Annotated in this window: 26 protein-coding genes and 1 tRNA gene; 17 read left to right on the top strand and 10 right to left on the bottom strand. The window is 66.8% G+C overall.

The window, feature by feature from the left end:
* Positions 1-7: 7 nt before the first annotated feature.
* The 5 genes from HD593_RS53865 to pstS form a co-directional block, all read right to left on the bottom strand.
* Entirely contained in the window at positions 8-436 is a 429-nt protein-coding gene (locus tag HD593_RS53865; protein WP_185110571.1) for a MaoC family dehydratase, read from the bottom strand.
* A 1-nt stretch (position 437) separates the two neighbouring features.
* Positions 438-887 (bottom strand): MaoC family dehydratase N-terminal domain-containing protein, encoded by a 450-nt coding sequence (locus HD593_RS53870; RefSeq protein ID WP_185110572.1) that lies wholly within the window; start codon positions 885-887, stop codon positions 438-440.
* A 208-nt stretch (positions 888-1,095) separates the two neighbouring features.
* A complete protein-coding gene (gene rpmG, locus HD593_RS53875; protein WP_019632658.1) occupies positions 1,096-1,260 on the bottom strand; it encodes a 50S ribosomal protein L33 in 165 nt (54 codons plus the stop codon).
* 71 nt (positions 1,261-1,331) lie between these two features.
* Positions 1,332-1,405, bottom strand: a tRNA-Met gene (locus tag HD593_RS53880).
* Between the two features lie 203 nt (positions 1,406-1,608).
* Positions 1,609-2,682 carry a phosphate ABC transporter substrate-binding protein PstS gene (gene pstS, locus HD593_RS53885; RefSeq protein ID WP_185110573.1) on the bottom strand — a complete coding sequence of 358 codons (1,074 nt, stop codon included), beginning with the start codon at positions 2,680-2,682 and terminating at the stop codon, positions 1,609-1,611.
* A gap of 530 nt (positions 2,683-3,212) precedes the next feature.
* Between pstS and HD593_RS53890 the strand changes: the two genes are divergently transcribed.
* Positions 3,213-3,464: a hypothetical protein gene (locus HD593_RS53890; protein ID WP_185110574.1), complete on the top strand. Its 252-nt coding sequence runs from the start codon at positions 3,213-3,215 to the stop codon at positions 3,462-3,464.
* Here the strand turns inward: HD593_RS53890 and HD593_RS53895 are convergent, their stop codons facing one another.
* Positions 3,465-3,707, bottom strand: a complete 243-nt coding sequence (locus tag HD593_RS53895) for a winged helix-turn-helix domain-containing protein (RefSeq protein ID WP_185110575.1) — start codon at positions 3,705-3,707, stop codon at positions 3,465-3,467.
* Between the two features lie 228 nt (positions 3,708-3,935).
* Complete coding sequence (locus HD593_RS53900; protein WP_185110576.1) at positions 3,936-4,187, bottom strand: GntR family transcriptional regulator; 252 nt, start codon at positions 4,185-4,187, stop codon at positions 3,936-3,938.
* A 172-nt stretch (positions 4,188-4,359) separates the two neighbouring features.
* Here HD593_RS53900 and HD593_RS53905 point away from each other — a divergent pair, with 172 nt between their 5' ends.
* Positions 4,360-4,605, top strand: a complete 246-nt coding sequence (locus HD593_RS53905; RefSeq protein WP_185110577.1) for a hypothetical protein — start codon at positions 4,360-4,362, stop codon at positions 4,603-4,605.
* A 304-nt stretch (positions 4,606-4,909) separates the two neighbouring features.
* A complete protein-coding gene (locus tag HD593_RS53910; protein WP_185110578.1) occupies positions 4,910-5,497 on the top strand; it encodes a hypothetical protein in 588 nt (195 codons plus the stop codon).
* Between the two features lie 31 nt (positions 5,498-5,528).
* Here the strand turns inward: HD593_RS53910 and HD593_RS53915 are convergent, their stop codons facing one another.
* From HD593_RS53915 to HD593_RS53925, 3 genes are all read right to left on the bottom strand, one after another.
* Complete coding sequence (locus HD593_RS53915; RefSeq protein WP_185110579.1) at positions 5,529-6,278, bottom strand: hypothetical protein; 750 nt, start codon at positions 6,276-6,278, stop codon at positions 5,529-5,531.
* 127 nt (positions 6,279-6,405) lie between these two features.
* Entirely contained in the window at positions 6,406-7,149 is a 744-nt protein-coding gene (locus tag HD593_RS53920; protein ID WP_185110580.1) for a GntR family transcriptional regulator, read from the bottom strand.
* Positions 7,150-7,158: 9 nt separating this feature from the next.
* Entirely contained in the window at positions 7,159-7,698 is a 540-nt protein-coding gene (locus HD593_RS53925) for a GntR family transcriptional regulator (protein ID WP_185110581.1), read from the bottom strand.
* Positions 7,699-7,858: 160 nt separating this feature from the next.
* On the opposite strand from HD593_RS53925, the gene HD593_RS53930 reads away from it, so the two are divergent.
* From HD593_RS53930 to HD593_RS53995, 14 genes are all read left to right on the top strand, one after another.
* Entirely contained in the window at positions 7,859-8,155 is a 297-nt protein-coding gene (locus HD593_RS53930; protein WP_185110582.1) for a hypothetical protein, read from the top strand.
* A gap of 108 nt (positions 8,156-8,263) precedes the next feature.
* Positions 8,264-8,482, top strand: coding sequence for a hypothetical protein (locus tag HD593_RS53935; protein ID WP_185110583.1), 219 nt, complete (start codon positions 8,264-8,266; stop codon positions 8,480-8,482).
* A complete protein-coding gene (locus HD593_RS53940; RefSeq protein ID WP_185110584.1) occupies positions 8,479-8,796 on the top strand; it encodes a hypothetical protein in 318 nt (105 codons plus the stop codon). The genes HD593_RS53935 and HD593_RS53940 overlap by 4 nt, the downstream gene beginning before the upstream one ends.
* Before the next feature lie 136 nt (positions 8,797-8,932).
* Entirely contained in the window at positions 8,933-9,118 is a 186-nt protein-coding gene (locus tag HD593_RS53945) for a hypothetical protein (protein ID WP_185110585.1), read from the top strand.
* A 71-nt stretch (positions 9,119-9,189) separates the two neighbouring features.
* Positions 9,190-9,348, top strand: coding sequence for a hypothetical protein (locus tag HD593_RS53950; protein ID WP_185110586.1), 159 nt, complete (start codon positions 9,190-9,192; stop codon positions 9,346-9,348).
* Positions 9,349-9,557: 209 nt separating this feature from the next.
* Positions 9,558-9,743, top strand: a complete 186-nt coding sequence (locus HD593_RS53955) for a hypothetical protein (RefSeq protein WP_185110587.1) — start codon at positions 9,558-9,560, stop codon at positions 9,741-9,743.
* A gap of 88 nt (positions 9,744-9,831) precedes the next feature.
* Entirely contained in the window at positions 9,832-10,335 is a 504-nt protein-coding gene (locus HD593_RS53960) for a hypothetical protein (protein ID WP_185110588.1), read from the top strand.
* Positions 10,336-10,351: 16 nt separating this feature from the next.
* Positions 10,352-10,534: a hypothetical protein gene (locus tag HD593_RS53965; protein WP_185110589.1), complete on the top strand. Its 183-nt coding sequence runs from the start codon at positions 10,352-10,354 to the stop codon at positions 10,532-10,534.
* Between the two features lie 34 nt (positions 10,535-10,568).
* Complete coding sequence (locus tag HD593_RS53970; RefSeq protein ID WP_185110590.1) at positions 10,569-10,832, top strand: hypothetical protein; 264 nt, start codon at positions 10,569-10,571, stop codon at positions 10,830-10,832.
* Positions 10,832-12,298, top strand: coding sequence for a hypothetical protein (locus HD593_RS53975; protein WP_185110591.1), 1,467 nt, complete (start codon positions 10,832-10,834; stop codon positions 12,296-12,298). The genes HD593_RS53970 and HD593_RS53975 overlap by 1 nt, the downstream gene beginning before the upstream one ends.
* A complete protein-coding gene (locus HD593_RS53980) occupies positions 12,295-12,507 on the top strand; it encodes a hypothetical protein (RefSeq protein WP_185110592.1) in 213 nt (70 codons plus the stop codon). The genes HD593_RS53975 and HD593_RS53980 overlap by 4 nt, the downstream gene beginning before the upstream one ends.
* Positions 12,504-12,821, top strand: a complete 318-nt coding sequence (locus HD593_RS53985; protein ID WP_185110593.1) for a hypothetical protein — start codon at positions 12,504-12,506, stop codon at positions 12,819-12,821. Before HD593_RS53980 ends, HD593_RS53985 begins: the two co-directional genes overlap by 4 nt.
* Entirely contained in the window at positions 12,818-15,007 is a 2,190-nt protein-coding gene (locus HD593_RS53990; RefSeq protein WP_185110594.1) for a hypothetical protein, read from the top strand. Before HD593_RS53985 ends, HD593_RS53990 begins: the two co-directional genes overlap by 4 nt.
* A 293-nt stretch (positions 15,008-15,300) precedes the next feature.
* Entirely contained in the window at positions 15,301-15,615 is a 315-nt protein-coding gene (locus tag HD593_RS53995) for an HU family DNA-binding protein (protein WP_185110595.1), read from the top strand.
* Positions 15,616-15,693 lie beyond the last annotated feature (78 nt).

Raw genomic sequence — 15,693 nt, forward strand, 5'->3', positions numbered from 1 at the left:
CTCCCTATCACGAGAGCTGCACCACGGCGCGGGCCTTGGAGAGCACCTTCGCGTCGCCCGACCTGGCGGTGAGCCCGACGACCACCCTCTTGTCCTCGAGCTTCTCCTCCACGACCCCGCTCACCGAGATAGGCGCCCCCCGGTCGTCGTCGGGCACGACCACCATCGACGAGAAGCGCACCCCGAAGTCCACCACCGCCCCCGGATCGCCCGCCCAGTCCGTGACGAACCGCCCGGCCTGCGCCATCGTGTACATGCCGTGCGCGATCACGTCGGGCAGGCCGACCATCCTGGCGAAGCGCTCGTTCCAGTGGATCTGGTTGAAGTCCCCCGACGCGCCCGCGTACATCACCAGGTTGACCCGGCGCACGTGGTACTCCGCCGCCGGCAGCTCCTGCCCGACCTCGACCTCGTCGTACCTCACCGTGGCAGTCATCTCAGCCCGCCCCTCCGCGCTCGACGATCGTGTTGTACGTCACACACACCGGCTCGCCGGCCACCGTCCGGATGTCGCTCCTGACCGTCAGCAGCTCGTTGGCGCCGGCGGTGCGGATGTCGGTGATGGTGGAGGTCATGACCAGCTCGTCGCCGGCGTGGACGGGCCGTACGTACTCGAACCGCTGCTCGCCGTGGACCACCATGGCCAGGTTCAGCCCCAGCTCGGGGTCCACCAGCGCCTCTCCGCCGCTCTGCAGGCTGAACACGATGGGGAACGTGGGCGGCGCGATCACGTCGGGGTACCCGGCGGCCTGGGCGGCCTCCCTGTCGCGGTAGAGCGGGTTGTTGTCGCCGATCGCGGCCGCGAACTCCTTGATCTTCACCCTGCTGACCTCGTACGGGGCACTCGGCGGGTAGGTCCTGCCCACGAAGTCACGATTCAAGGCCATCGCTGCTCCCTCGCATGTCTCCGTCGTCCCAGCGCTGATGGGGCCGACGCTAACAGAACAAGGTTCGGCTGTCGCTGGGGATGGGCTGCTTTTTGCCCGGGAACCGCGCGGCGCGAAAACGCCCGTAAACACGACAAACCGGCGCCCTGCTAGGGGACGCCGGTTGTGCGATATGTCTGTAGGAGGGCAGAAGCCCTGCCCGGAGGCCCTATCGGGTCTCGCGGTGCGCGCGGTGGCAGCGGCAGTTGGGGCAGTACTTCTTCAGCTCAAGCCGATCCGGGTCGTTGCGCCGGTTCTTCCGCGTGATGTAGTTGCGGTGCTTGCACTCCTGGCAGGCCAGCGTGATCTTCGGCCTAACGTCGGTGGCAGCCACTTGGGAGTGCCTTTCTACGTTCGGGACATGGACACGCCCGTACCCAGGCCTGACGACCTGGGTTGGGGCAGTAGCGGAGGCCGGACTTGAACCGGCGACACAACGATTATGAGCCGTTTGCTCTGCCTGACTGAGCTACTCCGCCTTTGAGCCGGAAAGGCCCGGCCCGTAGAGGATACCCGACACGGCGAGCACATTCGTAACTCACCCGGTCAGGTGGGGTGCTCCCAGTATGCCTCAGGAACCCCCGACAACCGAAATCAAATACCCGGCAGCCCCGTCTGCCGTCCACCCCGAGGGGTGATCAGCGTAGCAGCGGTCGCGGACCCCCGCACACCGGCCGCGTGCTCAGGTCCTGGCACCGAGCCGCCCGCGGACCTTGGCGAGCAGGTCGTCGGGAAGCGCGGCGTAGCCGTACAGGGGGAGGTAGGACTGGCCGGCGTCGCTGGCGGTGTAGTTCAGGAAGGTGAGCACCACCGGGTCTTTCCGGTTCGCGCAGACGATCTCGTAGGTGACGAGGATGAGCGGGTAGGCGCCCGGGACCTCGGTCAGGTAGTCGAGCCGCACCACGAGGTCGTCCGCGCGGCCGGCGCTCCTGGCGCCCTTCAGCGCCTTACTGGCGCTCTCCGGCGTGAGCGGGACGAACTGCCCGGCGGCGTTACGGATCTTCGCCATCTCCAGCCGGGCGCTGCTGGCGAAGCCGTACTCCACGTACCCGATCGAGTCCTGGCTGTGCGCGACGGCCTGCGCCATGCCGCTGGAGCTCACCACCCCTTCCCCGGTGGCGCCGCTCCACCTCCTGGACGGCTGGTGCGGCCAGCGGCCGGCCGCCTTCAGGTACGACAGGAAGTTGTGGGTGGTGCCGGAGTCGTCGGAGCGGTGGAAGACGCGGATCGCGGTGTCCGGCAGGCGGCTGCCGGGATTGTCCGCGGCGAGCTCCGGAGCGTTCCACCTGGTGATGCGCCCGCTGAAGATGCCGGTCAGCGTGGTGGGCGAGAGCTTCAGATCCGGCACGGTCGGCAGGTTGTAGGCCAGCGCGATGGGCCCGATCACCATCGGCAGGTGCATGGCGCGGCCCCCGCACCGCTGGTCGGCCGCCGCCTGCTCCTGCGGGTTCATCGGGACGTCGGAGCCGGCGAACACGCTGCGCCCGCTGACGAAGTCGCGGATGCCGTCACCCGAGCCGGTGGCGTCGTAGGTCACCCGCAGCCCTGGATGCGTGCGCTCGAAATCGGCGCGCCAGGCGTCCATCGCGCCCTTCTGCGCCGTCGAGCCGGAGCCGCGGACGGCCGCGGCGACCTGCGGGCTCCGGTGTTCGCGCTTGGTGCTCAGCAGCAGGATCCCGATCGCCAGGGCGGCGCCGGCCGTCACGGCGATGGCGACGATCACGACCACTGCAGCGATCCAGGTTGACCTTGCCATTTTCCTTAGGCTATGGACCAGCCGGAATGCGGCCCATCAGCCACATCTCAAATTTCGGACTTGAACGAAAAGATGCGCCATACCCGCGGCCCCGGAAGGCCCGAGCAGCGGCGGCCGTGCCCTCACAAACGAGAAACGCCCGACCCCGTGGACTTCCGGGTCGGGCGTAAAATGCGAGCCCCCAAACGGAATCGAACCGTTGACCTTCTCCTTACCATGCAGATTCGCGCATCGGGGCGACCAGCGAGGAAGCCCGTAAGGGCAGGTCAGAGTGTCAGTCCCTATCAGCGAACCCTCGGCAAGCCCTCGCATCATCGCCTGATCATCGCGAATCCATCGCGAATCGAACCGGAGCCGCCAGACCGTCACCCGCCGTACCCGTCACGCGCCGGCCCGGCTGACGGCCGATCGACCGTCACGTGAAACTTCAAGCACATCTTCCGTTCACGTATGTGACGACGCATGCTGTCAGTCCCGGCGCAGGGGAGACAGCCGGGACCCACAGCAACAGCAGCACCCAGGGGGCCTGAATGACCCAACCGCCACCCACCACCATCGAGATGCGCGACTTCGAACGCCGCCTCCACATCGTCGAGCACACCTACCCGGCATGGTCCATCCGCCGCCGCGCCCGCGACTGGATCGCCCTCCGCATCACCCAGACGCCCGCAGAGCAGACCACGGCCGGCGTCCGGCACTTCATCATCGAGCCGAGCCTGGACGCCCTCGTGGCAGCCCTGGACGAGCAGCTCCTCATCACACAGGTGCCCGACGCGGCCTGATCAGGCCGGGCGGTCCTCAGGCGGCACCACGAACGTGCCCTGCGACCGCTTGATCACCACTAGCCCCTCCTCCGCGAGCACGGCGACAGCGTGCAACGCGGTGTTCCGGCCGACCTCGTACTGCTGCATGATGCGCGGGATGGCCGGGATCGCCGTGCGGGGCGGGAACTCGCCGCTGTGGATCCGCTCGCGGAGATCGTCGGCGACCTCCTCGTAGCGATACTTCGGCTCCCACTTGATCATGGAGAGAAGGTAGTAGCACCTGGGCGAGCCCAGGCGATCCGGGAATTACCCGGGCCGTCCTAGGCGGTGCCAGGACCACCCATGCGTACCCTTCCGATCCTCCGACATCTGAGGTTTCCTCGAAGAGTTTTGCGGGAAAGGCAAGCAAAAGCGGCGGCGCGGGAATCAACCCCCCTCAGTCGGTGGGTTGCCGGGCCCGCGCCGCCGCGCCTTCACGCACTAGTCCGTTCACTGGGCCGGCCACTCCTCGCGCGGCCGTACGAACGTTCCCCGGCCTCGCTCGGCGACAAGGTAGCCCTCCTCCTTCAGGATGGCGACTCCGGCTCTGACCGTGTCCCGACCCAACTCGTATCGCTGCATGAGTTGCTGCTCGGAGGGGATCGCCCGGTCCGGCGCCAGTTCGCCCGACATGATCTGTTCGCGCAGCAGATCAGCGAGCTGGTACTTGAGCGGCTTCCGGCCGTCGTGGTCGATCTCCATGGCCACGGACCGTAAATGTCCCCTGGCGTGGCCCCTCAGCCGCCCACGTTGTCCGACAGGGGCAGACGTTGCCAAACGTTTGGTCTATGGTGACGATACGCACCCGAGAGACTTCGGGCCTGACCAGCGCGGCGAACGCTCGATCAGGCCCTGTCGGACGATGGAGGTCCGAGTGAGCGAATCGTACCCACGATGGAGCCCTGCTACGAGGTGCGGGTACTGCGACAAGCCGATCGTCATCGAAGAGGTCGGCTGGCGGTCTACTGAGCGCGACCCATCCGTGGACCGCGTGCGCTGCCCCCACTCGCCCGAGCAGCACCCGTGGCAGCAGAAGCACCAGCCCGCCGGGCAGATGCGGTCCCCACGGGTGTGCGCCCTGACCGCGGAGTCGGAGTTCCGGGCGGGGGATCCGACGTGACGGCCCCTGACCCGCCCCGAGTCTGGTGGCTTCACGCTCTCGACAGGTACGAGCCGCCTCGTCTGCGTGCGGCGGTGCCGTGCATCCCTGGCTATTCAACCTCGTACGACGCCGAGAGTGGCGCTTATACGGCTCTCCGGCACGAGACCGTTCCTGTTGAAGCGATCAGTGTGGGCTGCTTCCTGCGGATCAGAACCTGCGACGCCAGTGCTCTGCAAGACCGCGTGGCCTCCAACGAGGCGTGGATCGCCGCGTGGACCAGCGGTCAGGCGATCACATGACAAGAGCTCCGACGCGAATGCCCGTGCCGTACGTCACCGCCTACGAGGGTGAGGCCCTGGCCTACCAACTCGTTGTGGAGCCGTCCGCGGAGGCGACCGAGGGGATACGTCTCTCCTATGTCGACGCCGTCGAGACGGACCGGTTGTACGGGGCGCTGTGGTATCGGCAGGGCATCACCAAGACCGGGCGCCCGCTCTGGAAACTGATCAATACTCCGAGGCAACGGCGCTGCATGATGCGCCTACTGTGCCAGGTGTGCGGCCGGTCCACGGTGGACGACGACGGCCGGATCTGGTGGCTGATGCCCGAACCTCCAGGGACGACCGGAGGCGGCATGCCGTTCACGCACGTGCCGCCGTGCTGCCGGGCGTGCATCCCCGTCGCACGCGCGATGTGCCCGCGGCTGCGCCACAAGGCGCTCGTCTACACCGCCCGCGATGCCGAACCGTTCGGGGTGGTGGCGGACCTATATCGGCCCGCGGCCGGGCTCAAGGCAGTCCTGCTTCAGCACGCCGTCGAGGTGCCCTTGGACGCGTTTCGTCGCTTGGACTTCGCCCTAGCCACTCAGTTGCTTGTCTCGCTCGATGACCTGCAGAGAACAGAAGCGTGAGGGTGTACCAAATACCCGACACCACACGCGACTAGGCCGACTCGCGAGGTGGGGGTTCATCGCCGGGATCTCTGGCCTGCCGGCTGCGTCGTAGGAGCAGCGCGGCTGCGGCTTCCTTGACCGGGTAGGCGGCCGGCCTTGTGCCCGGTATCTCCATGCCCTGTAGAAGCCTGCGGATTCGCCGGGGTTGGAGTGGCCCCTTCTCCAGACACTTAGCGAGTTGAGCAGCCGTCGCGGTCATGGCCTCCCTCGTGGCTTCAGGGGGCTCAGGTGTCGCCGTCGGCGTGGTGCTGTCTGTCTGGTTCCCGTCGCTTCCTGCCGCGTCGAGGAGGTCCTTACGAGCGGCCATCAGCCATACTTCGATGCGCCGGTCAATCTGGCCGCTGATCTCATTAGCGATGCGCGCCTTGACGGCGCTGTTGAGGCTCTCCTCGAACACGTCCTTGAACCGCTGGTCGAACCGCTCCTGGAAGCCGGAGCTGTCCGCCCATGTGTTGGCGTAGACGGTAAAGAGGTTGTCGAACCAGTTGGCGACCCAGGTGTCGAACCCCTTCTTGAGTTCCCGGTCCTTCCATGCCCCGATGCGGTCGTTGAACCGCGGGTCGAAGTGGGCTTCGAAATGGGCGCCCACGCCTTCCTGGAGTCGGTCGTCGGCGTTGCTCAGCCACGCTTGAACTCGCTGGTTGATCTCGGTGTCCAGCCGTTCAGTGACCCACTGATCGAACCGGGCTTGGAACCACTTCTCGAAGTCGTCCTTCGTCCACCGCGTCCAGAATCCCATGCAGCGCCCTCGCTACGAGCAGGAGATATGGATCAGTCATGTGGAAGATATGAAGGATCACCTTTGCCGGATAGTCCATGGTCAGGGCACTGTTGGGTCTCTCTAGAGAGATATAAGACGTCATTGACTAGCGGTTCGTCGTGCTGTCCTTCTCAGGTAGCACGGGCTGGTGATAGAGCAATTCAAAGAGGTGTCCACCCTTGATGAGCACAGATACCTCAACCGGTCGGTTGTTGTCGGTGTAGACGGTTCGGAACTGCCGGAAGACTGGCACGCTGGCGGGAAGACGAAGGGCGTCAATCTCTTCCTTTAGCGGCTGGCGGACTGAAACGCGGTCCTCGAATGCCTTCTCGGATAGGCCGAGGTCCGTGAGCACCTGCGGTGCCCCACCTCGTATCTTCGCCTTCCTGCTGAGCGGAGTGCCGGCCGCGAAGGACAACGGATAGTACGACCAGGAGAGCTCGACTGGATCGCCGTCCCACAAGAGCAGCCGCTTGCGCACAACCACTCGTTCGCCCTCTGCCAGCCTGAGGGCCTGCGACACCTCCTTCGACGGGTCAACCTCTGCGACCTGCAGCAAGTCGTACTTGTAGCCGCGCGGGGACGGCTCCTTGTAGGCGGTGGCCGCAACAACGAAAGGCTGCTTGTTCCGGACGAATACGGCCCTTCCAACCTCGCCCCGGAGGAACCCTTCCTCCTTGAGGATGCCGACTGCTTTGGACACGGTCGAGGCCGCGACTTGGTACGTCTCCACTAGGCGTGCCGTGGATGGCAGCGCCTCTCCTGGCTCGTAAAAGCCCGTCATGACCTTGTCGCGCAGGTCAGCGGCAACATGCTGGCTCTTGTCTGGCTCCTTGACCACAGCCGTCATCCTTACTCTTCAGATCGTCATCTCATAGCGGAGCTCTCGCCCCGCGGCAACCATCGTCATCACAGTGGCCTCGAACGGGCGATCGTCCCCTGCGTGCGTGACTCGACTCAATACCAGAACCCAGTCATGTGGGCCGAGGTTGAGGAGGTCACGCTCTTCGTCGGTTGCAGGTCTTGACCTCACTGTTTCTACGACACGCCGAGGGAGGAACCCCAACTCGGCGAGGAGTGTCACCGCACCACCGCGAACCTTACGTGGTTCGGCGAGAGGTGTACCAGCAGCAACCTGCAAGGGATAGAAGGAGTCAGCGAGCTCGACCGGGGTGCCATCGAGCAGCACCAATCGTCGGCGGACGATGGCGGGCTCTGCCTCTGAGAGTCCCAATGCGCGAGCGATGGCTGTCGGCGGTTGCACCTGGGCGACCTCTCGCAGTTCGTTCGACCCCACCCCTCCTTGAGTGGCAGCTTCAGTCGTCCAGGCATCGGCTTCGCCTGACTGTTGAGGGCGTACGTAGTCAGCAGAAACGTTGGTCCACGTCGAGTCCTCCATGAGCCTCCTCGCATGCGAATGCACCTACGCCCTTGCCACCTTACTCGTAAGGCAGTAAGGACGTCGATCAACAAACCCGCACCTCACCGCATGGATAGCCTTTCGGCTTTTCGCGAACGGATGCTTGCGGCCTTTCGCGGTACGCAGTACGGTGACGAGCATGCAGACCGAGGAGCCCATCACGAGCGTGGGGCGTACAGAGACCGTGGCGTGCGCCGCCTGCGTGGGAGCGCGGTTCATGTCTGTCGGCGAGGCCGAGACTGTCCTCGGCGCTTCCAAGGAGTACCTGTACTCGGGACTTCGCAACGGCAAGTTCCCTGGCACCAGCTACGGGCGCGCTCGCGTCATCCTGCGCTCCTTCGTAGAGGAGTTCGTCGCGCAGGTTGAGACCGGGCGCCGGATCGAGTTCGAGGAATTCGCCGCCGAGTGGCGCAACAGCCTTGAGGCGGCCAGCTAATGAACGCACTTTCCCTGGACGTGCGAAGGGCGGCCCTCATCCGCCAAGACGATGCCGCCCAATCGCGTGTCCTCCAGACCGGTCAAAGCATGAAAGGACGCCCCCATCATGGCACAGCCCGCGTTCAGCACCACCCTCTCCCCGGAGAGGCTGCAAGCGGTCCAGGTCACCGCCGACGCCTGGCGGGCGAGAGGACACGTACAGGAGGCGAACAACCTGCTGATCGTGGCCGGGCTGGCCGTCCCCACGCAGGCGCCGGCCGCGCTCCCGCCGAACGTCTTCTCTCTCAACGACTTCCGCACTCGTCGTCAGGCGGTGTCCCGGTGACCTCCAACCACACGGCTGCCTGGCCCGCCAACACTGTCGCCCGCTACCTCACCATCGGCGGCGCCACCGTCGACATCACCGAGCGGGCTGGCTACATGACCAGCACCGACCCCACCGAGACGTTCGCCATCTGCACCGGTTGTGCGGCGACGGAGAAGGTCGAGTGGACCCAGCGGGTGTGGGACTACACCAACGACCGCATGGTCGACGAGCACGACGAAGGCGGTCACCGCTCCACGCAGAAGATGCGCAAGTGGGCGCAGGCGCACGCCGAGAAGTGCCGGGCGATGCCCCGGCCGAACGGGGGTGCGTGATGACCGACGCGCAGATCATCGCCGCGATCGCCAAGCTCGAACGCGAGATGACGTCTCCCCCGAGGGCTCTGGCTCACACGGTGGATACCCGCGACTGCACTGACCCTCGCTGCTCTTCCTGTTCGCGGAGGACGCGATGACCAGCACCGGCCGCTCCTACCCGGAAGAGCCTCCCGAGCTGCTCGACACCTGGGAGCTCGACATGGTCGTCACCGACCACCTCCAGTTCGCCAACGGCGCCTGCATGTGCGGCTGGTGCGCCTACATGGAGCACCCCACCTACTGCGAGACCGAACGCCCTGCTGCGGACGGTCCGCGATGACCAGGCCCGGCTACCGCACCCACCCTCGCAGCGGTGGCCGGGCCATCCCTCCAACTCACCTGGAGATCGACATGACTGCCCACAAACTCACGATCGTCCCTGTCCCCACGCCGAGCCCTCAGTACCGGTGGTCCTGCTCGTGCAACACGCAGAGCAAGACCTTCTTCGGCACCGAGGCGCAGGCCGAGAGGGCGCACGGCGACCACGCCCGGGCCCTGAACGGCGCCTGACCCCACCGACCCCCCGGCTGCCTGTCCCTCCACGGCCCACGGCAGCCGGGGCTCTACTCCCGTCCAGGAGCCGCGCTCTCATCCCACCGCGCAGCCGCTCGGCTCCTGGACGGGATCTCCCAGACTCCCCCGCCCGCGGACGTGGTCCGGAATCCACCCACACCGCTCCGGGGCGGGGGCTCACCACCACAGCACCGAAGGAGATCGACATGAAGGACACCCTCCGCTACCGCAACAAGGGCGGAGTGTTCGTGATCTGGAACAAGACGGGCACCACTGGCTGCCAGCTCAACTACGCGGTCGGCGACTGGTCGTGCGAGGGGTGCGGCGCATCCCTCAAGGATGTGGCCGCCGTCCTTGCTGAGCGGCACGCCGACAGTTGCAAAGCCTGCTGACCCCCAGCCCCCGTTCCGGTATCCACGCCGGCGCATCAGGGAGCAGGCCCTGAACGGGCACGACAGACCACCTCCAAAGGAGATCGCCATGTCCGACACCGCCGCCGACCCGATGGCGCGATACGCCGACTTCCACCCCATGTACAGCGTGGAGAAGCTGCGCGAGACCCTGGCTGTCCTGGCCGACCTGCCCGGCGACACGCCGGTCATCCTCGCCCTCAGCGACGGCAACGAGGCGGACCAGTACGCGCCCGCCACCGAGCTGCAGGTCACCCACTGGAACGGCTACGAGCGCTGCGCCGCCACCGACGAGGGTGCCGAGCTGGCGCCGTTCTTCATCTACCCCGCCCAGCACCCGGAAGGCGTAGCCGATGACGGCACCTTCCACCCGGTGGCCACCCTCGACGCCCTGCGGAACACGATCGCCGACCTCGCCATCCCGGACGACACGATCTTCCACCGGACCGAGGACGCCTCCAACGATGAGGACTCCTTCACTATCGCCAGCGAACTCCAGGTCGCCTGGTGGGACGGTTCCGTCCAGGTCGACGAGCCCGGCGAGGGCGTCACGCAGGCCCTGTTCATCATCTGACCCCAAGGAGATCGACATGTCGAAGAACGAGCAAGCACGGCAGCGCAGCAACGACCGGAGGGCTGCCCGCCAGAGGCTGCGGGACGCCCGCGAGAACCTCGCCGACCTGCCGGAGACCAGCGCAGACGACCCGGAGTACCTGCGCCGCAACAGCGAGGTCCTCAACGCCGAGAAGGACGTCCCCTGGATCTTCCGCTGACCCCCGCACACCACGACTGAACGGACCCCCTGCCATGAAGCCGCCCGTCACCGTCTCCCCTGAGGAGGCGGTCCCCAGCCCGACAGTCCCGCCAGCCGTCCGCAAGCGCCTCCTTGAGATCGCTAAGAACGGCATCTCAACGACGGACGCCGCCGACACGCTCGGCCTGACCGTGCGCGAGGTGTGGAGGTACCTGGAGCTGCTGCGCGTCGCTGGCGTCGTGCATCTGCAGGCCAGCGACGAGGGCGGGCGGGGCGCGGAGTGGAAGACCGGCCGACCGCCCCGGAGGAGCGCCTGATGGACTGGACCTCATACCTGCCGCCTGACTGGGTCGTGTGGACCGTCGTCGGCGTCTGCTCGCTCATCGTCACCTGGTTCACCACGCGAGCCGTCGCCGACGGCCTCCGTCACGCTGCCCGCGCCCTGCGAGGACGCCAGCGCACCAGCAACAAGAGCGTCGATCGCAAGCCGCCCGAGCTCGAGGACATCCTCACGTGGGTCATGGCCGGCATCGCCACCGCCGTCTCTGCGTCGGGCATGTGGAAGTTCGCCGGGGACGTGCTGAAGCTTGAGGGCTTCTGGCGGGTGCTGTTCTTCGCGTTCATCGAGGGCGCCATCGTCATCTCCGCCCTGCGTGCCCGCCGCAGCATGCGGGAGAACTACACGGCCGGCCTCGACGGGATCGCCGTCTGGGTCCTCGCCGGACTCACCGCCGTGTTGGCCAGCTTGGACACAAAGAGCGCAGGCGAGGTCGTGTTCCGCCTAGCTGCCCCGCTGGTGGCGGCATGGCTGTGGGAGCGTGGCATGCGGCTCGAGCGGCGCAAGCTCCGCGGCCTGTCTGGCATCCACTGGCGCATCACCCCCGAGCGGGTCCTTGTGCGGCTCGGCCTGGCGGAGTCCAGCGACCGGACCGCGTCCGAGGTAGATGCCCACCGGCGCATCACGCGGGTCGCACTGGCCGCCAAGAAGCTCCACCTTTTGCGCGCCGCGGGCGCCTCCGCCAGGAAGATCCGTAGGGCGGCTGCCGCGCTGGACAAGCGACTGGACCAGGCGGTCGAACACACCGGACTTGCCCGCGACGACCGCATGAAGTGGGCGCTCCTCGACCAGGTCGGCACGCTGGGTGGCGCACAGACGCTGTGCGACCTACTCGAGACCGCCTCCGGGCCGTGGACCCAGACGGACCACCCGCTTGTCACCGGCGCCGCCAAGCACCACGAGGCCGTCCAGCTCGCGGAGGCGATGAACGAGTGGAGCGAGGCGCTCCGCTCTCAACACGACCCCGAGGTGTCGGCGGCGGTGACGTCGATGGCCGCCTTTATCGCCGGCCGTCCAGTCGCGTCCGTGACCCCGGATGTGACCTCCTCCGTGGTCACGAACCTTGTCACGAGACGGGTCACGGAAGGAGTCACGGACCCGGACTCTCCGCCCGCCGATCCGGCCTCAACCAACGGCTCCTATGTGACACCGCCCGTGACCCCTTATGTGACACCGCCCGTGACCACGAACCGAGTAACGGACGAGGTCACGCCGGCCCCCGAATCTGAGCCGGACCCCGAGCCGGATGAGCAGCCAAAAACCAAGGTCATGCGCGACTTCTGGGACGCCGAACGGCAGGAAGGTCGCTACCCGTCCGTCATGGAACTGGCCACGAAAGCGAGCGCACACCACACGCTGGCTTCCCGCCTACGGAAGACCTGGGTTTCAGAGCTGCCTTGGTACGAGCAGCGCAAGGCCGACCCGAAGAAGGTGACTGCATCATGACCAAGAACAACCAGCCGAAGAATCCCCGTGAGGTACTCGACGAGCTCGGCGCGAAGTGGTCGCCCGACCTGGACGCCTACCTGGGCGGCGAGACCGACGCCAGCAAGATCCGGTGCACTCTCTGTCTCGAAGCGCCATGCGCGTGCCCCGAGTTCGGCAGCGACGCCTACTTTGCCCTCATCAACAGAAGGCACGGGAGACGGTCATGAGTCCTCTGATGACTTTCCTGCTTGTCATGCTCGCGCTGATCCTGGCGACCAATCGTCGCCAGGTCGGCAACGCCAAGACGCTGAGTGAGTTGTGGGAGCCGGCCCGCGCCAACGGGTGGGGCCGCGGCACAGCGCTGACGGTCGTCGGCGTGGTGGTGTTCGCGTTCAAGTTCACCGGCAGCGTCGCCCTGGTCGTGCTGACCGTGACTGCCAAGGCGATCGAGGTTCTGGGATTCATCGCCTCCGTGGTGCGGGAGCACCTGACCGACCTGCTCAACCCGCCTCTTCCGATCGGACGCGTGGAGGCAGCGTGAGCGAGAAGGCACGATCCGAGCACCTGCGGCTGATCCGCCACGGCGAGGACGCCCCCGACCTGCCCCTGTCCGAGGACGACGAGCACAAGGAGTTGGCTCTGCAAGGCGGCGGCGAGGTCGAGCAGGTCTACGAGGGCGAGATCGTCTCTGACGAGCCCGAACGCTCCCGGTTCCTGCCGTCCGTGGTCGTCGACAAGGTCACGGTGCTGCGGCCCAACCCTGCGGCCAAGAAGGTCGCACGCACTGCGGCCCAGCATGGCGCGCTGGTCCTGGCCGGCTGGCACTCCTGGATCGTCCGCCTGTGGAAGGGGCTGACGATCGGCCGGATCCGCAAGCAGATTCGGATCGCGGACGCGACCGGCAACCTGGAGGCACTAGCCGTGTGGCTCGACAAGCTCGATGAGGCGAAGACCCGCCGCGGGGAGCGGCTGATGAAGCTGCCGCTGCTCGCGCTCAAGATGGCGATGCTGTCTGGTGGGGTCCTGCTCGGACTGCTGGTGCTACTGGTGCTGGTCGCGACACTCGTGTGGCTGACCGGCGCCGGCGAGTGGGTTGACGTGTGGTTGTGGCTCGGCGGCGTGCTCCGCTGGGTGATCGGCGCCCTGTCGGTCGCCTGGTCAGTGTTCGTGTTCGCCTGGCCGTTGCTGCTGGTGTGGGCCGGCCACCGTGCCGGGCGCGAGACCGAGGTAGCGCCAGCATGGGCCGTTGAGCCGGGCTCGGCCGATGATAGCAGTGGCCGGGATCGGATCCCCGACGAGTCGGCGATCATCAACGCGCTCAAGCACCTGGGTATCGCCCCGCTGAACAAGGCGTTCAAGGCGGGCTGGAGACCGCGGATCGTGCTGCCGACCCAGCGTGACGGCGAAGGCTATCGGACCCAGTTGGAGCCGCCGCCCGGCGTCACCGTCGAGATGATCAACCAGAAGAAGTCCGTGCTCGCGCACAATCTCGTCCGCCTGCCGGTCGAGGTGTGGCCGACCGAGCCGAAGAAGCAGCCCGGCGTACTTGACCTGTGGGTGGCCGACCAGGGGTCGCTGACCGGCCCTCTGCCCGACTGGCCGCTGCTGAAGGACGGAACCGCCGACTACTTCGAGGGCGTCCCCGTGTCGCGGAACATTCGCGGCAAGACCGTCATCGGGCTGCTGTTCCAGAAGAACTATGCGCTGGCGGGCATGATGGGCTCCGGCAAGTCCACGATGATCCTCACGCTGCTGCTGGGGGCCATCCTGGACTGGCTGGTCGAGGTGGACGTGTTCGTGTTCGCCACGAACGCCGATTACGACCCGCTCAAGCCCCGGCTGCGGACTCTGCTCACCGGCCCGGGTGACGAGGTCGTCGAGGCGTGCCTGTTCCTGCTGCGCGACGCCTACGCCGAACTCAGCGTCCGCGGCAACGCGCTGAAGGAGCACGGCGCGCCCGCGGTGACCAGGGAACTCGCCGAGAAGGACGCACGGCTACGCCCGCGCATCATCGTCATCGACGAATGCCAGGCACTATTCCTCCACGAGGAGTATGGGGAGGAAGCCGAGGAACTGTGCGTGAAGCTGATGGGTGCCGCCCGCAAGTACGCCGTCACCTTGATCTTCGCCACTCCCGAGCCGTCGTCGGCGTCGCTGCCTCGCAAGCTGATGGCAGTCATCTCCAACAAGGCGTGCTTCGCCATCGGCGATCAGACGTCGAACGACGCGGTACTCGGCACCGGCTCATACAAGCAAGGCATCTCCGCCGTAGGGCTGGAACCGAAGACAGAGGAAGGGCCAGGCGACATCGGCACCTGCATGGCCACCGGTTTCCAGGCCAAGGCCGGCCTGCTGCGCACCTACTACGTGCCCTACGCCGAGATGGGCTCCGTCGTGGCACGGGCGATGGCGATACGCGAGAAGGCAATCCTCGGCGGCACCTCCTTCGACGATGAGAGGCGGGACCTGCTGGCGGACCTGCTTGACGTGATCGGCGCCGACCCAGTGCCGGCCGCTCAGGCGCTGGCCGCCCTGAAGTCCACGTACTCGCGGCATCGCCCCTACGCGCTGCTTCGCGACCGCCTGGAGCTGGTGCGCGAGCTCGATGCGCTCGGCGTCAAGGTGCCCTCGTCGAAGAACCGCCACCTCATCGATCCGATCACCATCCGTGGCCGCATGGCCGAGATTGCCGCAGCCGGAGCCGCCGACGAAGACGGCGCGGGTTAAGCGGAGGCCGTTCAGCCATCGCCTTCCAAGCCCTTCATGTAGCCCTTCGCTTAACCCGCTTAACCCCGTACCGCGTTTAACTTCTCCCTGGTCAACGGCCTGATCGCCGGATTTAACCCAGGGACTAAAAATTTAACCTTCCTCAGCGCCCCTTAACCCTTGCAGCGCACGAGACGCCCCCTCGACTGCACCTCCCAGACGGTCACTCGCGGTGGTTGCGGAGACCTCTCCCCCGATCTTCGGGAGGGGTGTCCGGAGCATCCCGCTCCCCACACATCAGAAGGAACCAGATCATGAACAAGACCGAACTGATCGCCGCCGTCGCCCGCCGGACCGGCCACTCACGCCAGGCCGTCGCCGACGTCCTCGCCGGGATCACCGAGACCATCCAGGCCGAGGTGTCCGACGGCGGCGAGGTCGCCATCCAGTTCTTCGGCAGCTTCAAGCGCAAGCACACGCCGGCCCGTGACGGCCGCCACCCGCAGACCGGGCAGCCGATGCGGATCGGCGAGTCGTGGACGGTCAAGTTCGCGCCCGCTGCCGGGCTGAAGACCGCGGTCCGCGGGCGTGCCCGCTCCCAGCAGTCCCCGGTGTCCGCGGTGGCGTAGCGGCGGCTGCAGGTGCACGCCCGACCGGCATCCGTGTCGGGCGTGGGCCTGGAGCATCCGCTCCAATCAACCGATGGG

This window comes from Nonomuraea rubra, assembly GCF_014207985.1.
In the GTDB taxonomy this organism is placed as follows: domain Bacteria; phylum Actinomycetota; class Actinomycetes; order Streptosporangiales; family Streptosporangiaceae; genus Nonomuraea; species Nonomuraea rubra.